The 16,356-nt window shown below is 72.6% G+C and carries 13 protein-coding genes, 1 tRNA gene and 2 pseudogenes; 15 read left to right on the forward strand and 1 reads right to left on the reverse strand.

Annotated features, from left to right (window positions below):
* Window positions 1-293 (forward strand): DNA-directed RNA polymerase subunit alpha C-terminal domain-containing protein (locus TR50_RS05955; protein ID WP_042415221.1); only part of this gene is annotated, 293 nt, incomplete at its 5' end.
* A gap of 359 nt (window positions 294-652) precedes the next feature.
* Window positions 653-726: transfer RNA gene (locus TR50_RS05960), tRNA-Met, on the forward strand.
* 377 nt (window positions 727-1,103) lie between these two features.
* Here TR50_RS05960 and TR50_RS05965 read toward each other — a convergent pair.
* A complete protein-coding gene (locus TR50_RS05965; RefSeq protein ID WP_152648269.1) occupies window positions 1,104-3,053 on the reverse strand; it encodes a helix-turn-helix transcriptional regulator in 1,950 nt (649 codons plus the stop codon).
* Window positions 3,054-3,412: 359 nt separating this feature from the next.
* Here TR50_RS05965 and TR50_RS05970 point away from each other — a divergent pair.
* The 13 genes and pseudogenes from TR50_RS05970 to TR50_RS46505 form a co-directional block, all read left to right on the forward strand.
* Window positions 3,413-5,045 (forward strand): annotated as a pseudogene (locus tag TR50_RS05970) (phage tail sheath subtilisin-like domain-containing protein).
* Window positions 5,046-5,100: 55 nt separating this feature from the next.
* A complete protein-coding gene (locus TR50_RS05975) occupies window positions 5,101-5,631 on the forward strand; it encodes a phage tail protein (RefSeq protein ID WP_042415227.1) in 531 nt (176 codons plus the stop codon).
* Window positions 5,632-5,701: 70 nt separating this feature from the next.
* Window positions 5,702-6,169: a phage tail protein gene (locus TR50_RS05980; RefSeq protein ID WP_042415231.1), complete on the forward strand. Its 468-nt coding sequence runs from the start codon at window positions 5,702-5,704 to the stop codon at window positions 6,167-6,169.
* 14 nt (window positions 6,170-6,183) lie between these two features.
* Window positions 6,184-6,609, forward strand: a complete 426-nt coding sequence (locus tag TR50_RS05985; RefSeq protein WP_042415233.1) for a hypothetical protein — start codon at window positions 6,184-6,186, stop codon at window positions 6,607-6,609.
* Window positions 6,610-6,641: 32 nt separating this feature from the next.
* Window positions 6,642-6,797, forward strand: a complete 156-nt coding sequence (locus tag TR50_RS05990) for a hypothetical protein (protein ID WP_369405696.1) — start codon at window positions 6,642-6,644, stop codon at window positions 6,795-6,797.
* A gap of 18 nt (window positions 6,798-6,815) precedes the next feature.
* Complete coding sequence (locus tag TR50_RS05995) at window positions 6,816-9,152, forward strand: eCIS core domain-containing protein (RefSeq protein ID WP_042415241.1); 2,337 nt, start codon at window positions 6,816-6,818, stop codon at window positions 9,150-9,152.
* A 48-nt stretch (window positions 9,153-9,200) separates the two neighbouring features.
* Complete coding sequence (locus TR50_RS06000; protein ID WP_042415244.1) at window positions 9,201-9,704, forward strand: phage tail protein; 504 nt, start codon at window positions 9,201-9,203, stop codon at window positions 9,702-9,704.
* Window positions 9,705-9,738: 34 nt separating this feature from the next.
* Window positions 9,739-11,076 (forward strand): phage tail protein, encoded by a 1,338-nt coding sequence (locus TR50_RS42320; RefSeq protein ID WP_052440770.1) that lies wholly within the window; start codon window positions 9,739-9,741, stop codon window positions 11,074-11,076.
* Window positions 11,073-12,962, forward strand: coding sequence for a phage baseplate assembly protein V (locus TR50_RS06010; protein ID WP_042415247.1), 1,890 nt, complete (start codon window positions 11,073-11,075; stop codon window positions 12,960-12,962). The genes TR50_RS42320 and TR50_RS06010 overlap by 4 nt, the downstream gene beginning before the upstream one ends.
* Before the next feature lie 8 nt (window positions 12,963-12,970).
* A complete protein-coding gene (locus TR50_RS06015) occupies window positions 12,971-13,378 on the forward strand; it encodes a GPW/gp25 family protein (protein ID WP_042415250.1) in 408 nt (135 codons plus the stop codon).
* The gene (locus TR50_RS06020) at window positions 13,378-15,390 is read left to right on the forward strand and encodes a putative baseplate assembly protein (RefSeq protein WP_042415254.1); all 2,013 of its coding nucleotides are present in this window, start codon (window positions 13,378-13,380) and stop codon (window positions 15,388-15,390) included. The genes TR50_RS06015 and TR50_RS06020 overlap by 1 nt, the downstream gene beginning before the upstream one ends.
* Window positions 15,390-15,929, forward strand: a complete 540-nt coding sequence (locus tag TR50_RS06025; RefSeq protein WP_042415256.1) for a phage tail protein — start codon at window positions 15,390-15,392, stop codon at window positions 15,927-15,929. Before TR50_RS06020 ends, TR50_RS06025 begins: the two co-directional genes overlap by 1 nt.
* Window positions 15,926-16,356: pseudogene (locus TR50_RS46505) on the forward strand (hypothetical protein); the annotation flags it as partial. The gene TR50_RS06025 and the pseudogene TR50_RS46505, both read left to right, overlap by 4 nt.

Genomic DNA, 16,356 nt, shown 5'->3' on the forward strand with positions numbered 1-16,356 from the left:
CCGCACTCGACGCCGATCTGGCGTTGCCGATCGAGGAGCTGGAGTTCACCGTCCGCTCCTACAACTGCCTCAAGCGCGAGGGCATCCACACCGTGGGTGAGCTCGTCGCCCGCTCCGAGGCCGACCTGCTCGACATCCGCAACTTCGGTACGAAGTCGATCGACGAGGTCAAGGCGAAGCTGGCCGGCATGGGCATGGCCCTCAGGGACAGCCCGCCCGGATTCGACCCGACCGCCGCCGTCGGCGCCTTCGGCGACGCGGACGCCGAGTCCGTCGACACCGAACACTACTGAACGCTGCGCCGGTCGCACGGAGCCGGGAGTCGCCTTCCGGACCGCACGACCAGCCGCATGACCAGCCGCACGACCAGCCGGGCGAGCGGCCGCCCTACGGCAGCCAGGATGCCCTGCCAGTCACATCCGTTGTCGTGCGGCAAGCCTCCGTCCCGGCAGGTGGACTGCGCCGCGCCGCGGCGGAAGGGTAACCACGGCGGACGCCCGAAGGGTTTTGACGAGGACATGTTTGCTTTCGCACTCGCCCTGCACGCGAAGGGCACTCCGTGACGGGGCCCCGCAGCAATACGCGTCATCAAGACCGGCAAGAGGACCGATTGGCCTGACCCGGCTTGGTGCCGTACTGTTCACCGTACCGACGCGGGGTGGAGCAGCTCGGTAGCTCGCTGGGCTCATAACCCAGAGGTCGCAGGTTCAAATCCTGTCCCCGCTACTCAAACGTGAAGGCCCGGCATCCACCGGGCCTTCACTGCGTGTGGGCCGGTTCGGGTCTGGTCCTTTGCGAACAGGGCTCGCGGTCGCCGAGGGCGTCAACGTACTGGCTGCATCGAACCCAATCCCGCGACGTTTGTGATTCAGCCGGGTCACGTCCGCTGGCGTGGTGTATCGACGGCCAATCGGTGATTCAGGCTATGCGGTGCGGTCATCGTGCTGGTCTCCTTCGGGCTCAGACACCTCGAAGATCAGCCGATGGCCGTTCAACTATCCAGGAACCCAACCGATTCGTAAGCAAACCCCCGGATCAGGTGGAAATCCGTACACCACTTCCCAGGACGCAACCGGGCGGCTGTCTTCATCCGCCCCGCGGTGTCACCTCGGCCATCGACTTGCGAGTTCCGCGCGCGTCCGTACGCCGAGGGTCCGGTAGATCCGTCCCAAGTGGTGTTCGACAGCCTTTTCGCTGATCAGCAGGTTCTCGGCAACCTGACTGTTGGTCAGCCCGGATACGACCAGTCTGGCCACCGCCAGCCCGCGCTCGGTCAGTGCACCGTCGGGCCACAGCGGCGACGCCCGTTCGGCCAGGGCCGCGCGCTCCTGGGTGCACCTGTGGTCGAACGGGAACGCGCCCAGTGAGGCGAAGGTGTGCTGGGCGCGTTCGAGGTGCCGAAGGCCGGACGCCGTGTGCCCGAGAAGGCACAGGAGGCGGCCGTATGCGGATTCCAGCTGCGCGAGGTGCACGGGCGGTACGTGTGCGCAGCCTTTCGCCGTCGACAGACCCTCCTCGTAGGCGTCCACCGCCGCGGTGGGGTTGCCGCGGAGCTCCGCCGCCCGGCCCGCGAGTCGATGGTGAGTGACCATCAGGTAGGGGATTCGTTCCGCGCACTCGTGCAGCTCCGCCAACCCGGCCAGGGACGACGCGCCCGTCGCCGTCTCGACGGCGGCCTCTGCCCGCGCGGGCAGCCACAGCGGTGCGAACTTGGCCGGCGCGTCCTCCAGGGCACTGGACGGCGCGGTCAGCCACCTGATCGCGGCCAGGACGTCTCCATGGTGACGGTGTGCCGACAGGGCCAGGATGCGGGCGACCGTGGCGATCACGACGTGGTCGGGCTCCGCGGCTCCGGGTGTCGTCGGGGCCGGTGGCACCCACGATCCTCGGCGTGGCGGTGCACCCGATCCGCGAAAGGCCGACAGCAGGGCGCGCAAGGCCCGTCCCGCTGTGCCGCCCCCGGCCGTGTCGATGCCGTCCACCACGGCCTCGGCCTCCTGCCAGTTTCCGAGCAGGAAGTGGGCGATCGTCAGTCGCTCCAGCGCACGCCGTCGTTCCGGGTGTCCGGGAGACGCCTGGTGGCGCCTCAGGACTTCCCTCAGGTCGCCCGCGGCGGCCTCCAGATCGCCTGTCAGTACCCGACACTCACCCCGTACCAGCAGCAGCCGCGAACTCCAGCGCTCGGCGGCCTCCGGCGTGGCCGTCCTCCCCGGGGTGGCCGGGGTGGAGTCGCCGAGGAGTCGCAGCACGTGGTGCGGGCCGGCCGCGTAGACCTGACCCGCCAGCAGCAGTCGCCTGGCCGCCCTCGCCTGCACCGTGTCGAGCACGCGTGCGTCCAACGCTCTGGTCGCCGCGTCGACCGTCGCCCCGCCTCGTGCCATGCGGCACGCCACGGCGGCCTCGACGGTGTCGATCACCGCGCCGGCCGACGGGACCGGGTTCAGGCGGGACCCCGGAGAGGTCACCTCGTCCTCGCGCGCGTACCAGAAGGCGAGGCCGCGGCGCGCTGCCCGCAGGTGGTCGAGTGCGGCGCCGAAGCGGTCCTCCATCACGGCACGCCCAGCCCAGGCGGCGTGCCGCAGGGGTGAGGGAGGCAGTGTCTCGATCCGTGCCCACAACTCCATGTCGAGCGGGTTCTCGCCACACAGGTCGTGGAGCGCCGCCAGGAGCAGTCGGTGCTCCCGCGCGCTGCGGTCCGCACTGAGATCCGCTGCCCAGACCAGCAGTTGACGCGTCGACACGAGGCTCGCGTGGGCGGGGGAGCCGACGGCGACGGCGGCCTCCTCCAGCGCGGCGGCCAGCGCGGCGTCGGGGCGGCCGGTCGCCAGCGCCCGGTGGATCAGCGCCTGCTGCGGGTCGGGTGCCTCGGCGGCCGCGACGAGGTGCAGGGCCCGAAACCGCGGGGGATCGATCCGGGTGCCCGAGGAGGCGGACCCTCTCCCGCACGGCCGGGCGTCGGCCGAGGGCCTGCCGTGCGGGAGAGGGCCCGCGGCACACGGCAGGCCGGCCGGTTTCCCGTGACGCGACGGACACACCCCTGTACTCTCGGCCACCTCTGCCCCCTGGGTCACCGCTGATACTCGGTCGCGCTCCGGCGCGGCTTGGTTACTGAACGGTAGGAGAGTGGGGCGACGGACCGGAATCCCCCGCTTGGCGGGGGCATGCCAGCCATACGGCGGGTGTGCGCCTCGCCCGGTGACGCTTCCGGCCGGGCCCCCGCGTCGGCCCCCGCATTCCGTGCCCCATTCCGTGCCGCGCTCCGTGCCGCGCTCCGTGCCGCGCTCCGTGCTGCGTGATCGCGCAGCGGAACCTGCCACTTGTGCCGCCGCAGTGCGCGCATGGACCGGGGCCGGCGAACCGAGACTGATCGATGTCGTATCAGCGGTTTCTGTGAAGGAGGGGCAGAGGAATCGTGCCGACCTATCATTCCCCCGGCGTCTACGTCGAGGAAGTCTCCTCGGGTTCGCGCCCCATCGAGGGTGTGGGCACCGCCATCTGTGCCTTCGTCGGGTTCACCGAGCGTGGGATCCCCAACCAGCCCACTCTCGTGACCAATTGGACGCAGTACACGAAGGCGTTCGGTGGGTTCGCCGACGGGGCGCACCTTCCGCACGCGGTCTACGGCTACTTCCTCAACGGCGGCGGCCCCGCTTACGTGGTCCGCGTCGGCGCCACCGGTGAGGACGCGGACGGCGCGGGCGGCGGACAGCAGTCCTCGGCGGGTGCGCCCGCACTGCCGTCCGGCGCGGTCGCGCGCGGTGAGCTGCCCGCGACGTCGGACGGTGACCGTCCCGCGGTGCGGGCCAGGGCGCTGTCCCCCGGGGACGCGGGCAACGAGCTGAGCGTGGAGGTCACCGAGGCGAGCGAGCCCGGTGAGGACCTGTTCAAGCTGGTCGTCAGGCAGGGCGGCCGCGAGGCTGAGGTCTTCGACAATCTCTCGCTCCGACGCGGCCCGCGTCACGCCGCCACGGTCGTCAAGGAGACCTCGACGCTCATCGCCCTGGAGGAGGTCAAGGGCGCCTCGACGCTGGTGCCCGCGAAGGGGGCGCGCGTCACGCTCACCGGTGGAGCCTCCGCGCCGGACGGCTCGTCGGACCGGTCGTCGGCCGAGGCCGAGGAACGGGAGCGGGCGGCGCCGATCACCCCGGCCGACTACGTCGGGGACACCGCGGACCGGACCGGCTTCGCCGGGCTGGAGGCGGTCGAGAACGTCACCATGCTCTGCGTTCCCGACCTGATGGCGGCCTATCAGCGCGGTGCGGTCGACCTGGACGGGGTCAAGGCCGTGCAACTCGCCATGATCGCGCACTGTGAACTGATGGCGGACCGGGTGGCGATCCTCGACGCGCCGCCGGGCCTCGGCGCCCAGCAGGTCCGTGAGTGGCGCGTGGACGTCGCCGGATACGACTCCAAGTACGCCGCGCTGTACTGGCCCTGGATCAAGGTGATGGACCCGGTGCGCGACGTGCCCGCTGCTCGTCCCGCCCAGCGGGCACGTCGCCGGGGTGTGGGCGCGCAGCGACGAGACCCGCGGGGTGCACAAGGCGCCCGCCAACGAGGTGCTGCGCGGTGTGATCGACCTGGAGACCAACATCACCCGGGGCGAGCACGACCAGCTCAACCCCGTGGCCGTCAACTGCATCCGGTCCTTCCCCGGTCAGGGCATCCGGGTGTGGGGCGCGCGGACGCTCTCCAGCGACCCCGAGTGGCGCTACCTGAACGTCCGACGGTTGTTCAACTTCGTGGAGAAGTCCATTCTCGACGGCACCAACTGGGTCGTGTTCGAGCCCAACGACCGCTTCCTGTGGGGCTCGGTGCGCCGCACGATCATGATGTTCCTGCGCCGGGTCTGGCGCAGCGGCGCATTGTTCGGCAGCACCCCGGAGGAGGCGTTCTTCGTCAAGTGCGACGAGGAGAACAACCCGCCGGAGAACCGGGACGCCGGAATCCTCACCGTGGACGTGGGGATCGCCCCGGTCAAGCCGGCGGAGTTCATCGTCTTCCGGGTCTCGCAGTACTCACAGGGCGCGGCACTGGAGGAGTGAGCGGCACCGGAGGAGTGAGTGAGCGCCCGCCCGAGCCGAGGAGGAACCGAGCACCGTGTCCAGTCCGCACTTCCCGCCCGCCCCGCCGCCGTCCGAGCAGCATCCGATCGTCTCCGCGCCGGTCTTCGTGATCTCCTCGAACATCCAGATCCTGGGTACCGCCCAGAAGCTCGACAGTCTGAGGTTCCAGGAGCTCGCCGGCATCAACAGCGAGGTCGGCATCGAGCAGTACGTGTCGGCGGGCATCGGCGGGGTCAACCATGCCAAGCAGTTCGGCCTGACCAAGCCGCCGACGGTCACGCTCAAGCGCGGCCTCGACAACAGTCAGGTGCTCTGGTACTGGCACCAGATGGCCGTCGCGGGCCGTCCCGACGCACGGGCCCAGTTCCTGAGCCTGGACATCTTCGCGGCCGGAGCCACCGGTAAGGAAGATCCGTTGATGAGCTACCTCCTGGTCAACGCCTGGTGCGCGAAGATCAGCATCTCCTCCGCCAAGGCCGGTGAGGGCGTCGTCACCGAGGACGTCACCATCGCCTGCGACCAGATCTTGTCCGACGATCCCAAGGGCGGCAGCCCGCGCAGGTGACGCGGGCCGCCCGGTGCCGGTCAGCCGGTACCACAGGCCAGTTCCAGCACAAGCAGAGAGGGGGCATCAGATGGCGATCGCCGGCGGCAACCCGACCGTCATGAGCGCATCGACCTTCGTGATCCAGGTGGACGGCATCCAGGTGGCGACGTTCAGCGAGCTGTCCGGGATCAACACCGAGGTCGAGTCGGTCGAGTACATCAGTACCGGCCGCGAGGGCATCGTGCACACCAAGCAGTACGGCAAGACCAAGCCGCCGACCGTCACACTCAAGCGCGGCCTGGACACCCAGACCTACATGTGGTCCTGGCACCAGGCGGTGCTCCAGGGCGACCCCGCGGCCCGCAAGACCTGCTCGCTGCAGTTGTTCGCCGCGGCGGCGTCCCCGAAGTCCGGGCAGCCGATCATCACGTACCTGCTGGAGAACGCCTGGCCGTCGAAGCTCGAGATCGGCGGGATGAAGGCGGGCGCCACCGAGGTCGTGACCGAGACCGTCGTCCTGCACTGCGACCAGATCCTCATGCAGCCGGCCGGATGAGCCACGGAGAGGCCATGCTGACGCACCCGCCCGCCGCCGGCCAGGACGGCGCCCCGACCGAATCCGCCGGGCTGACCACCCGTTACCCGTTCGTCCTGCCACGCGGCTACGTGGACGAGCAGGGCCGTGTGCACCGGGACGGCGTGATGCGCCTGGCCACGGCACGCGACGAGATCACCAGCCAGAGCGACCCACGGGTCAGGCAGAACCCCGCCTACCTCAGCGTCGTGCTGCTGGCGCGGACGCTGACCCAGCTCGGCTCCACCCCGGGGGTGGACACGCTGGTGATCGAGAACCTCTTCGCCTCCGACCTCGCCTTCCTCCAGGACCTCTACCGGCGGATCAACCAGGACGGACACACCGAGGCCGACGTCAGCTGCCCCGCCTGTGGACACGGATTCGCGGTGGACATCGCCGGTGATGCCCCGGGGGAATCCTGACGTACACGGCCGACCGCCTCTGGGAGGAGACCGTGTACCTCGCCTACTACCTGCACTGGCCGCTGCGGGACGTCCTCGACCTCGAACACCCGGTGCGGGCCCGGGTGATCCATGAGGTCGGCCGGATCCACGAACAGCTCGACGGCGCGCCGGCGGCACTCACCCAGACCCACCAGACCTGGTCCTGACGGACGGGAGGAGACGAGATGCGCTGGCTGCCTCGACGGCGCCGCGACCGGGCCCGCGACCTGCGGACCGACCTCGGTCCCGGCCTGCCGCCCGGGCCGGCTCCCGCCGACTGGCGGCGGCTGCCGCCGCTCGCCGTGACGGTCCGCCCGACGGCGTTGACCGCCTCCGTCACGATGGGCGTGCTCGCGGCGGCCAGGACCGCTTCCCTCATCCAGGCGCCCCGTCGGCAGGGCCCTCTCGTGGTGCCGGCGACCGGACAGGTGACGGGACTGGTCACCCCTCGCGGCGGACCCCTGCCGCGGCAGGCCGTCGCGCCGCTGCAGGCGCCCAAACCGAGGCGTGGGACGCCGTCGGACCGAACCCCGGCCGTCGAACCGGCGCCTGCCGCGCCTCGGTTGTCGCCGCGTGTCCTCGCGGTGGCCGGGCCGCGCCCCAACCTGCTCGAGGCCGCCGACGAGTACGTCGGCGATCCCACGCCCGATCCCGCCCCGTACGCCTCCTCGGCCTGGCTGCGCATGCTCGAGTCCTACCGCCCGCCGTGGGCCGGCGAAGCCCCGGCCGCGAGCGGGGTCCCGGCCGAGACCGAGACCGGGACCCCGGGCGCGGTCGGGCTGCCGCCGCTGCCTGAGGACGGCTCGCCCTGGACGAGCGCGGCCGTCGTCGCACCGCCCCGGCCCGCGCCCGAGCCGGCGCCGGGGACACCGACGCGGCCGCGGCGCGCCTCCCTCGCCGAGAGCCGACGGCTCGGCCTTGGCAACCCGCTCCGCCCGCTCCGCCAACCGGCCGACAGCGGACCGAAGTTGCCGCCGGAGCAGGTGCCACCGGAGCAGCCCCTCGAACCCGACGCCGGCGCCGACCTCGACGCTGAGGACCACGAAGAGATCCCCGACGAGCCGACCGAGTCCGCGCCGGAGGCCGGAACCGCCGCCCCGTCCGTTCCACGCGCCGACACGGCGACAGCGGATGACGTCCCGTCGGCTCGCCCCGCGCCGCACCACCCCACCCGGAGGCGCGGGAGCCCACCGCCGGCCGCGCCCGCCGCAGACGCGGTGCTGCCCCCCACCGCGACGCCGTTCGGCGCGCCGCCACCCGACTCGACACCGCCGCCACGCCCACCGGCCGACGACGACGGTGCCGGGCCGTTCCCGCCCGACGGCGGCGTCACCCGGAACGCAGGCCCCGCCGCGACCGCCGCGGTTCCCCCCGTCTACCGCTTCAAGCCCGGCCAGCGACCCGACCGGGCCACTGCCACGGTCGTCCATCGGACCGCCCCCGCATCCGCCGCGCCTCCGGCGCCGACCGCCACTGCGGCCCACGGCACCACGGGCACGACGGGCACGACGGGCACCACGGGCACCACGGGCACAGCCAACGGGCCAGGGACACCCGCGTACGCGCCGCTGACCCACCCGCGCGCCTCGCGCCGACCGGACCACGACTCTGCGGAGTCCGACCGGTCGTACCCCGTTCCGTCGCCACCGCCGGTCCAGGAGCCGGTCCAGGAGCCGGACCAGGCACCGGACCAGGCACCGGACCAGGCACCGGACAAGGCGCCGCCCGACCTCACCGACGCCGTGCGGCGGGCCTTCGGTGTCGACGTCTCCGACGTGCCGATCCACCGTGGGCCCCGGGCGGGGGCCGCCGCGCACGCGTTGGGCGCGCACGCCTTCACCCGGGACGGCGAGGTGTTCCTGCCCGCGGAGGCGGGCCCGCTCGACCAGCCGGTCGGACGCGGCCTGCTCGCCCATGAGCTCACCCACGCCGCCCAGCAGCGTGCGTTGGGCTCCGCGTTGCCCCGCGAGGACTCCGCCGCCGGCTCGGCCCTGGAGGCCGAGGCGGTGGCGGCTGAACGGTGGGCGCGCGGCCTCGGGCCCGCCCCGTCGGGCGGGGGCCCGGGTCCCGTCGCGTCGTGGACCGCGCCGTGGCTCGCGGAGCCGGGGGGCGGCGTGCAGCGGCAGGCCAAGGAGCTGGCCGGCATCCCGGAGCCGCCGCGTCCGCCCGCGGTCGTCGCCGCTCCCACGGACGCGGCACCACCAGGCGCCGTGGCACCCGGTCACCCGGCCACGCTGGACACCGCCCAGCAGCCGGTGCCCGCCGTTCGGGTGCCGTTCGCGCCGACGGCGCAGCCGCCGCCCGCGTCGGAGGCCGTCGACCCCGCGCTGCTCGAGGCCCAGGACCGGCTCGTCGAACTCAGTCGCCGGCGCCCTCTCGACCTCGACGATCCCGGGGACATCGAGGAGTTGGCGGCACGCGTCTACCCGACGATCCACGGACGCCTGCGGCGCGAACTCCTCGTCGACCGGGAACGCGCGGGCCGGCTGAGAGAGACGGGACCGTTCGGATGGGCGAGATAGGCGAGACAGGCGAGACGGGCGAGACGGGCGGGGGAGCGGAAGGGAATCATGGCCACACTGCGGCCGCTGCTCGGCGCGGCGGAAGAAGCCCAGAACCTCGGCGAGAGCCTGACGATGGGCATGACCCACCGGTTCGCCGTACTGATCGACAACTACCGGTACCACTTCGGGAACTGGTCCAGGGTGACCGGCCTGTCGGTGACCTGGCAGCAGGTCGAGCACCGGGTCGGCTCCGAGGGCAACCACAGCTGGATCTTCCCCGGCGTCACCCGGTACGAGCCCATCACACTGAGCCGTTCGGCGGGTCCGGGATCACGGATCGTGCAGAGCTGGCTGACGCAGACCTCGAAAGCCCCGCGGCCGCAGAGCGGCACCATCCAGCTGCTGTCCTTCGGCGGGATTCCCCTGGTGTCGTGGCGCCTGAGCGAGTTCTTCCCGATCGCGTGGTCGATCGAGTCCTTCGACGCCGCCGGCGCGAAGCCCGCGATCGAGACGCTCAAGCTCGCCCACAACGGCTTCCTCGCGGACGACATGACCCTCGACAAGCCCTGACCTGCGGAACAGAAGATCGGAAGGCATCTCGACCGTGAGCATCGCGTCCTTCGCCTCGGCCGGCGGGCAAGGCGGCCAGCAACTCGGCTTCGCCCTCGCGCAGCCCGTACTCACCGCACCCTCGCACGTGATGTCCCTCGCGTCCCCGTCGGCCACCTTCGGGAACTACGGCCTGGCCATGCGGTTCGTCGTCAAGGTGCACGGTTTCGACGGCGTGCGGACGCTCGGCGCGTGGTCCTCGTGCAAGGGGCTCAGGGTCGACTTCCGGACCCAGTCGATCGCCGTCAGGAACACGAGCACGGGGCTGCCGACCCAGGTGTCCTACTCCCCGGTGGTGCTGGAGCGGGCGGTGGAGAAGGGCTCGTCCCTGCAACTGCAGAAGTGGCTGTCCGGACTCGTCACGAACTGGACGAGCGAAGCGGCCAAGACCAAGGGGACGGTGGAGATCGCGCTGTACGACGCGCAGGCCACCCAGGTCGCCTCCTGGGTCCTGACGAACGCCTACCCGGTCTCGTGGAGCGGACCGGCGCTCGACGCCGACCACAACAAGGTCGCGATCGAGACGCTGACCTTCGAGCACGAGGGTTTCTGGGCGCAGGACGGCGCTCCGAGCACGGTGGCGGCGGCCGGGAAGGGGGCCACCGCCGGGGGAGCGGACTCCAAGTCGACCCAGGACGCCCGAGTGGCGACCCTTGAACCGGTGGAGGAGGGCCCCGCTGTCGTCTTCAGCTACACCCCGTCCACGATCGTGCTGTCGCACACCGCGCCGGTCGTTCCCTCCGGTGCCCTGAGTCGGGCCCGGGCCGCCGACGGCGCGGATTCCCGTGAGGCGCTCGCCGGCGACGTCGAGCTGCCCGCCGTCGACCAGCTGGAACGGGCCAGGGCCAGCACGCGCATCACCCTGCGCGCGCTGACGTTGGAGAGCGAGACCGTGGGTCCCGACTGCAAGCGCCTGCTCGGGTGGAGCCGGTTCGCGGCCCTCGGCGACGGCGCGCCGTCCACGAAGCGGGCCGAACTGCCGCGCCTGAGGTTCCGTTGGGGACCACAGAGCTACCTGGTGTGGCTGACCCAGGTGACGGTCACCTTCACCAGGTTCGACCCGAACGGGAAGCCCTTGCGGGCCGAGGTCGACCTGACCCTCCAGACCTGCCCGAACCCGACCCGGTCGACCAATCCCACCTCGGGCGGCCTTCCGGGGCGGCGCACTCACCTGCTCACCGGGGCCGAGAGCCTGCCGGAGCTGGCCACGCGCTGCTACGGCGGGCCGGGGCGCTGGCGTGAGATCGCCACGGCGAACGGCTTCGAGGACCCGCTCCGGGTGCGGCCGGGGACGTCGGTGTACCTGCCGGGCGCTGAGGAGAACAGCCGATGACGCAGTGGGACACCCGCGGCGCCACCGTGTGGCCCACGATCCTCGTCGGCGCGAGCCCGGGCCTGCCGGGCCCGGCCGGTGAGCTCTCCGGCGTGGCCGCCCAGTGCCTGGTGCGCGTGGAGGTCGACACGCAGCGGCAGTTGCCGGGGGTGTTCACGCTGGTCTTCGAGGACCTGACCGGAGCCGCGCTGGACGACGCCGGCCTCGACCTCGGGGTGGGCATCGAGGTGTGGGCCGGTCCCGGTGAGCGCGAGCGGCTGATCGTCGGCGAGATCACCGCCATCGAGGGCCACTACCAGGGCACGGTCGGACGGACCGTGGTCCGCGGCTACGACCGGTGCCACCGGCTGCAACGGGCCCGCAGGGCCCGGTCGTTCGACAACGTCACCGACGCCGACATCGCGGAGCTGATCGCGGCCGAGGCCGGGCTCGCTCCGGCCGACATCACCGCGACGACGACCCGGCACGAGCACGTGCTCCAGTGCAATCAGACCGACTGGGAGTTCCTGGCCCAGCGGGCCGCCGAGATCGGCTTCGAGATCGGCATCCAGAACGGGGTCTTCCGCTTCTGCCCCGCGGCGTCGGTGTCGGCCGGCTCCGACGAGGGACCGCTGGAACTGGACATGCCCGGCGCGCTGCTGCGCTTCGAACCACGCATCAGCGCCGGGAGCCTGACGCCCGATGTCGAGGTGCGGGTCTGGGATCCGCTGCGGGCGGCCCTGGCCGTGGCGTCCCCTGCCGGGACGCGCTCGGCCGGCGCCTCCGCGGCGCACCCCAAGGACCTGTCCGAGGCCGCGAAGCTGTTCCTTCCCGGCGGCCGGGTCGAGGTCGGCGAGGGCGCCGAGGCCGGGGAGGGCGCCGCGGTCGGAGACGTCGGGCCGGAACCCGGCGTGAACCGAGGCCACGCCCCGAGCGCCACCGCCCACGTCGTGGGCACCCTTCCCGTCGCGGACGCGGAGGCCGCCGCGTCGGCTCTGGCCGCCTCCGCCGGCGGGGCGTTCGCCGAGGCGGAGGGGGACGCGACGGGCCACCCCGGAATCCGGGTCGGCGCCGCGGTCAAGGTCTCGGGCATCCCTGGACGCTTCCCCGACGTCTGGCTGGTGACCAGGGCCCGGCACGTCTTCGACCTGACCGAGTACGGCTACCACACCGAGTTCGCCGCCGGCGGCCCGCAGGACCGCTCGCTGCTCGGCCTGGCCTCCTCCGAAGGTCCGAGCCCGGTGCGCGTCCCCGGCCTCGTCTGCGGACTCGTCGACGACATCGGCGACAAGTACGCCCGCGTGCGGGTGACGCTGCCGTGGCTGTCGCCCGACGTGCGCACCGACTGGGCGCCGGTCGTGCAGTTCGGCGCCGGCCCGCGCAGCGGCGCGATGTTCCTGCCCGAGGTCGGCGACCAGGTCCTGGTCGGCTTCGAGTTCGGCGACCCGCGGCGCCCCTACGTGCTCGGCGGCCTCGTCACCGAGAACCGGGCCTACGACCTCGGCGGCAGCGCGGTCCGGCAGGGGGACGGCGGTGCGGACACCTCGGTCGCGCGCCGCGGATTCGTCTCGGCCTCGGGCAACCGGCTGGTGTTCCACGACGAGGTGGGCGACGTCCCCGAGCCGCAGTCACGGATCCTGCTCGGCACCGGGGACGGCCGGCTCGGCCTCGACATCGACGCCGTCGGCGCCTCCGTGGAGCTCAGCTGCGACCCTGCCGACTCGCCGAAGAAGGAGCTCACCATCAGGTGCGGGGACGCTGGGACGGTCAACATCGTCGCCGGTCCCGGGGGCAAGGTGAACATCGACGGCGGGGACGAGCTGACCCTCAACTCCACAGGCTCGCTGACCATCAGGAGTCAGGGCAGCGTCTCCGTCTCCGGCGCGTCCGTCTCGCTGGGCGGGTGAGCGCGGCGATGAGCGACTTCATCGGCACCGGCTGGTCGTTCCCGTTCGCCATCGAGCCCTCGGGAGCGGTGGCCATGGCGTCCGGGACCGCCAAACTCGAACAGGCCATGCGGCTGATCCTGGAGACCTACCCCGGCGAGCGCCCGATGCGACCGAGGTTCGGCAGCACGCTGCGCGACTACGTCTTCGACGGGGCGAGCGTCCACAAGGCCGCCGAGATCGCCGACGTGGTGAGGGACGCGATCGAGCAGTGGGAGCCGCGCGTCGACGTCGCCGGGGTGCGGGTGTACCCCGACGCGGAACGGCCCGGCCTGCTCTACATCGACATCGACTACGTCGTTCCCGGCACCAACAGCCCGCGCAACCTCGTGTTCCCCTTCTACACCATCCCCGAGCACGAGGAGGGCGAGTACTGATGCCCCTACCGGTCCCCAACCTCGACGACCGACGGTTCCAGGACCTGGTCGACGAGGCCAAGCGCCTGGTGATGCAACGATGCCCGGAGTGGACGGACCACAACGTCTCCGACCCGGGCGTCACCCTGATCGAGACCTTCGCCCACATGACCGACCAGCTGCTGTACCGGCTCAACCAGGTGCCCGACCGGCTCTACCTCACCTTCCTGAACCTGATCGGCCTGCGGATGCTCCCGCCGACCCCCGCCCGCGCCCCGGTCACCTTCTGGCTCACCAGCCCCGCCCGCGTCCCGTTGACCGTCGCCGCGGGCAGTCGCGTCGGCACGCTGCGCACCGCGACGGCGAAGTCCATCGTCTTCAGCGCGGAGCACGACCTGGAGCTGGTGCCCTGCGCACTGGCCAGGATCCGCACCGCGGTCGAACCGGAGTCCGAGGAGGACCGCGACGGGCTCGGCGCGGGCGCCGACGCCGGGAACGCCGAACCGGCCGAGACCGCGGACCGCTCCCGGCTCCTGGCCGACGGCCGCCCCTTCCCGGCGTTCCGGCAGAGCCCCAGGGTCGGTGACACGCTCCTGATCGGGCTGTCCGCGCCGGTCCCCGGCTGTGCGATCCGGCTCGGCTTCCGCGGCCGGGCCGCCGGGGTGGGCGTCAACCCCGAGCACCCACCGCTGACCTGGGAGGCCTGGACCGGCGACGGCTGGACCCCGTGCGAGGTCGGACTGGACGAGACCGGGGGCCTGAACACCTCGGGCGCGATCGTCCTGCACGTGCCCCCCGGCCACCTCGCCGGCATCGTCGGCGGCGACCGCAGCGGATGGATCAGGGCCCGGGTCGTCGAACCCGAGGAGGGCCAACCTCCCTACACGCACTCGCCCGTCGTCGAGGGGCTGACCGCCTGCACCATCGGCGGCACCGTCGAGGCCGTCCACGCCGAGGCGGTCGCCATCGAAACCCTCGGGCAGGCCGAAGGCGTGCCCGGACAGCAGTTCCCGCTCGGCCGCAGCCCCGTCCTGGCAGGCTACGGGCCGCCCGTGGTGGAGACCAGCTCCACGCACGGCTGGCGGGAGTGGACCGAGGTCGAGCACTTCGCCGACAGCGGCCCGGACGACCGTCACTTCGTGCTCGACCCGGTCTCCGGACTCGTGCTGTTCGGCCCCGCCGTACGCGAGCCCGACGGGAGCCTGCGCCGCTACGGCGCCACACCCGACAAGGGCGCAGAGGTGCGCATCCGCGGCTACGCGACCGGTGGCGGCGCGCGCGGAAACGTCCCCGTGGGCGCGTTGAGCCGGCTGATGTCCTCGATCCCCTCCATCGCCGCGGTGGAGAACCGGCGCCCGGCGCACGGCGGGGTGGACGGCGAGAGCCTGGAGGAGGCCAAGAACCGCGGACCGCTGCTGGTGCGCACCCGCAGCCGCGCCGTCACGGCCGAGGACTACGAGATCCTGGCCCGCGAGGCCGCACCGGAGATCGCCCGCGTGCGCTGCGTCCCCGCGGGCCGCGACACCGAGGAGGCCGGCGGCGTCAGGGTCCTGATCGTCCCGGCGGCGGCCATGCAGGACGGGCGGATCGCCTTCGAGAACCTGGTCCCGCCGGAGCCCACCCTGCGGCGCGTTGCCGCCCGCCTGGACCAGGCGCGGGTCGTGGGCACCCGCGTGGCACTGGAGCCGCCGCTGTACCGCGGCGTCACGGTCGTCGCCCGTCTGGTGGCCCGGCCCCGGGTCAACATCGAGCGGGTGCGCGAGGACGCCCTCGACGCCCTCTACCGCTACCTGTGCCCGCTGCCGGGAGGTGGCCCCGAGGGCAGCGGCTGGCCGTTCGGCCGCCCCGTGCAGACCGGCGAGGTCTTCGGACGGCTGCAGCAGATCCAGGGAGTCGAACTGGTCGAGGACGTACGGCTGTTCTCCGCCGATCCGGTGACCGGTGCGCGCGGCAAGGTGGCCCGCCGGATCGATCTCGACGTGAACAGCCTGGTCTTCTCCTACGAGCACCAGATCAGGGTGGAGGCGCACTGATGCGGCGAGCCGTGGAAGGCCTGGACACCCCGTACCCGATCGGCACGCTGCTGCCCGCACTGTTCCAGGAGGACCCGCTGGCGATGCGGTGGACCGGCGCCCTGGACGAGGTGCTCGCCCCGGCGATCTCGACCCTCGACTGCCTGCCCGCCTACACCGACCCGCTGCTGGCACCCGCCGACTTCACTCGCTGGCTCGCCGGCTGGCTCGGCACCGTCCTGGACGAGAACTGGCCGCTGCACCGGCAGCGCGGAGCCGTGGCGCAGTGCGTCCCGCTGTTCAGGCTGCGCGGCACCGCCGAGGGACTCCGCGCCCTGGTCGAGCTGGTCACCGGCGGCGAGGTGGAACTCGTCGACAGCGGCGGCGTCAGCTGGTCCCAGGCCCCGAACAGCCCGTTGCCGGGCGCGGCGGCGGCGCTGCTGACCGTGCGGGTGACCGTGCCTGAAGGCACGTCGGTCGACCTGGCGGCCCTGGAGGAACTGCTCGTCGCGGAGAAGCCCGCGCACGTCCCGCACCGGCTGGAGGTCGTCGGACCATGATCGTGTGTCGCACCTGCGGGTTCCACAACCGCAACGACGACGTGTTCTGCGGCTCCTGCGGGAGCTTCCTGGAGTGGACCGGGGAGAAGCAGACGCCGAAGGTCGCGCAGGAGGTGGTCCGTGAGGTCGAGGAGCAGCAGGAACAGGCGGCCGCCGCCCCCCGTCCCGGCCTGCTCCAGCGGGTGATCCAGGGAACCAACAACTTCGTGGCCGGGCCGAGGCAGCAGACCGCCGCGGCCGCGGGGGCTGCCGAGCAGCCCAAGACGGCGGCCGGCCGAGCCGGTGCGGGCGCGCCCCCACCGCCTCCGAAGGCGAAGAAGCCCGCTCCGTCCGCGCCCCTCCGCCCCCTCCGCCGCCCCCGCCCGCACGAAAGAGCGCTGCCGCTGGGCCTCCTCCGCCTCCGCCGCCGCCTCCGTCGGCCGCGCGA

It is taken from the genome of Streptacidiphilus anmyonensis, from assembly GCF_000787855.1.
In the GTDB taxonomy this organism is placed as follows: domain Bacteria; phylum Actinomycetota; class Actinomycetes; order Streptomycetales; family Streptomycetaceae; genus Streptacidiphilus; species Streptacidiphilus anmyonensis.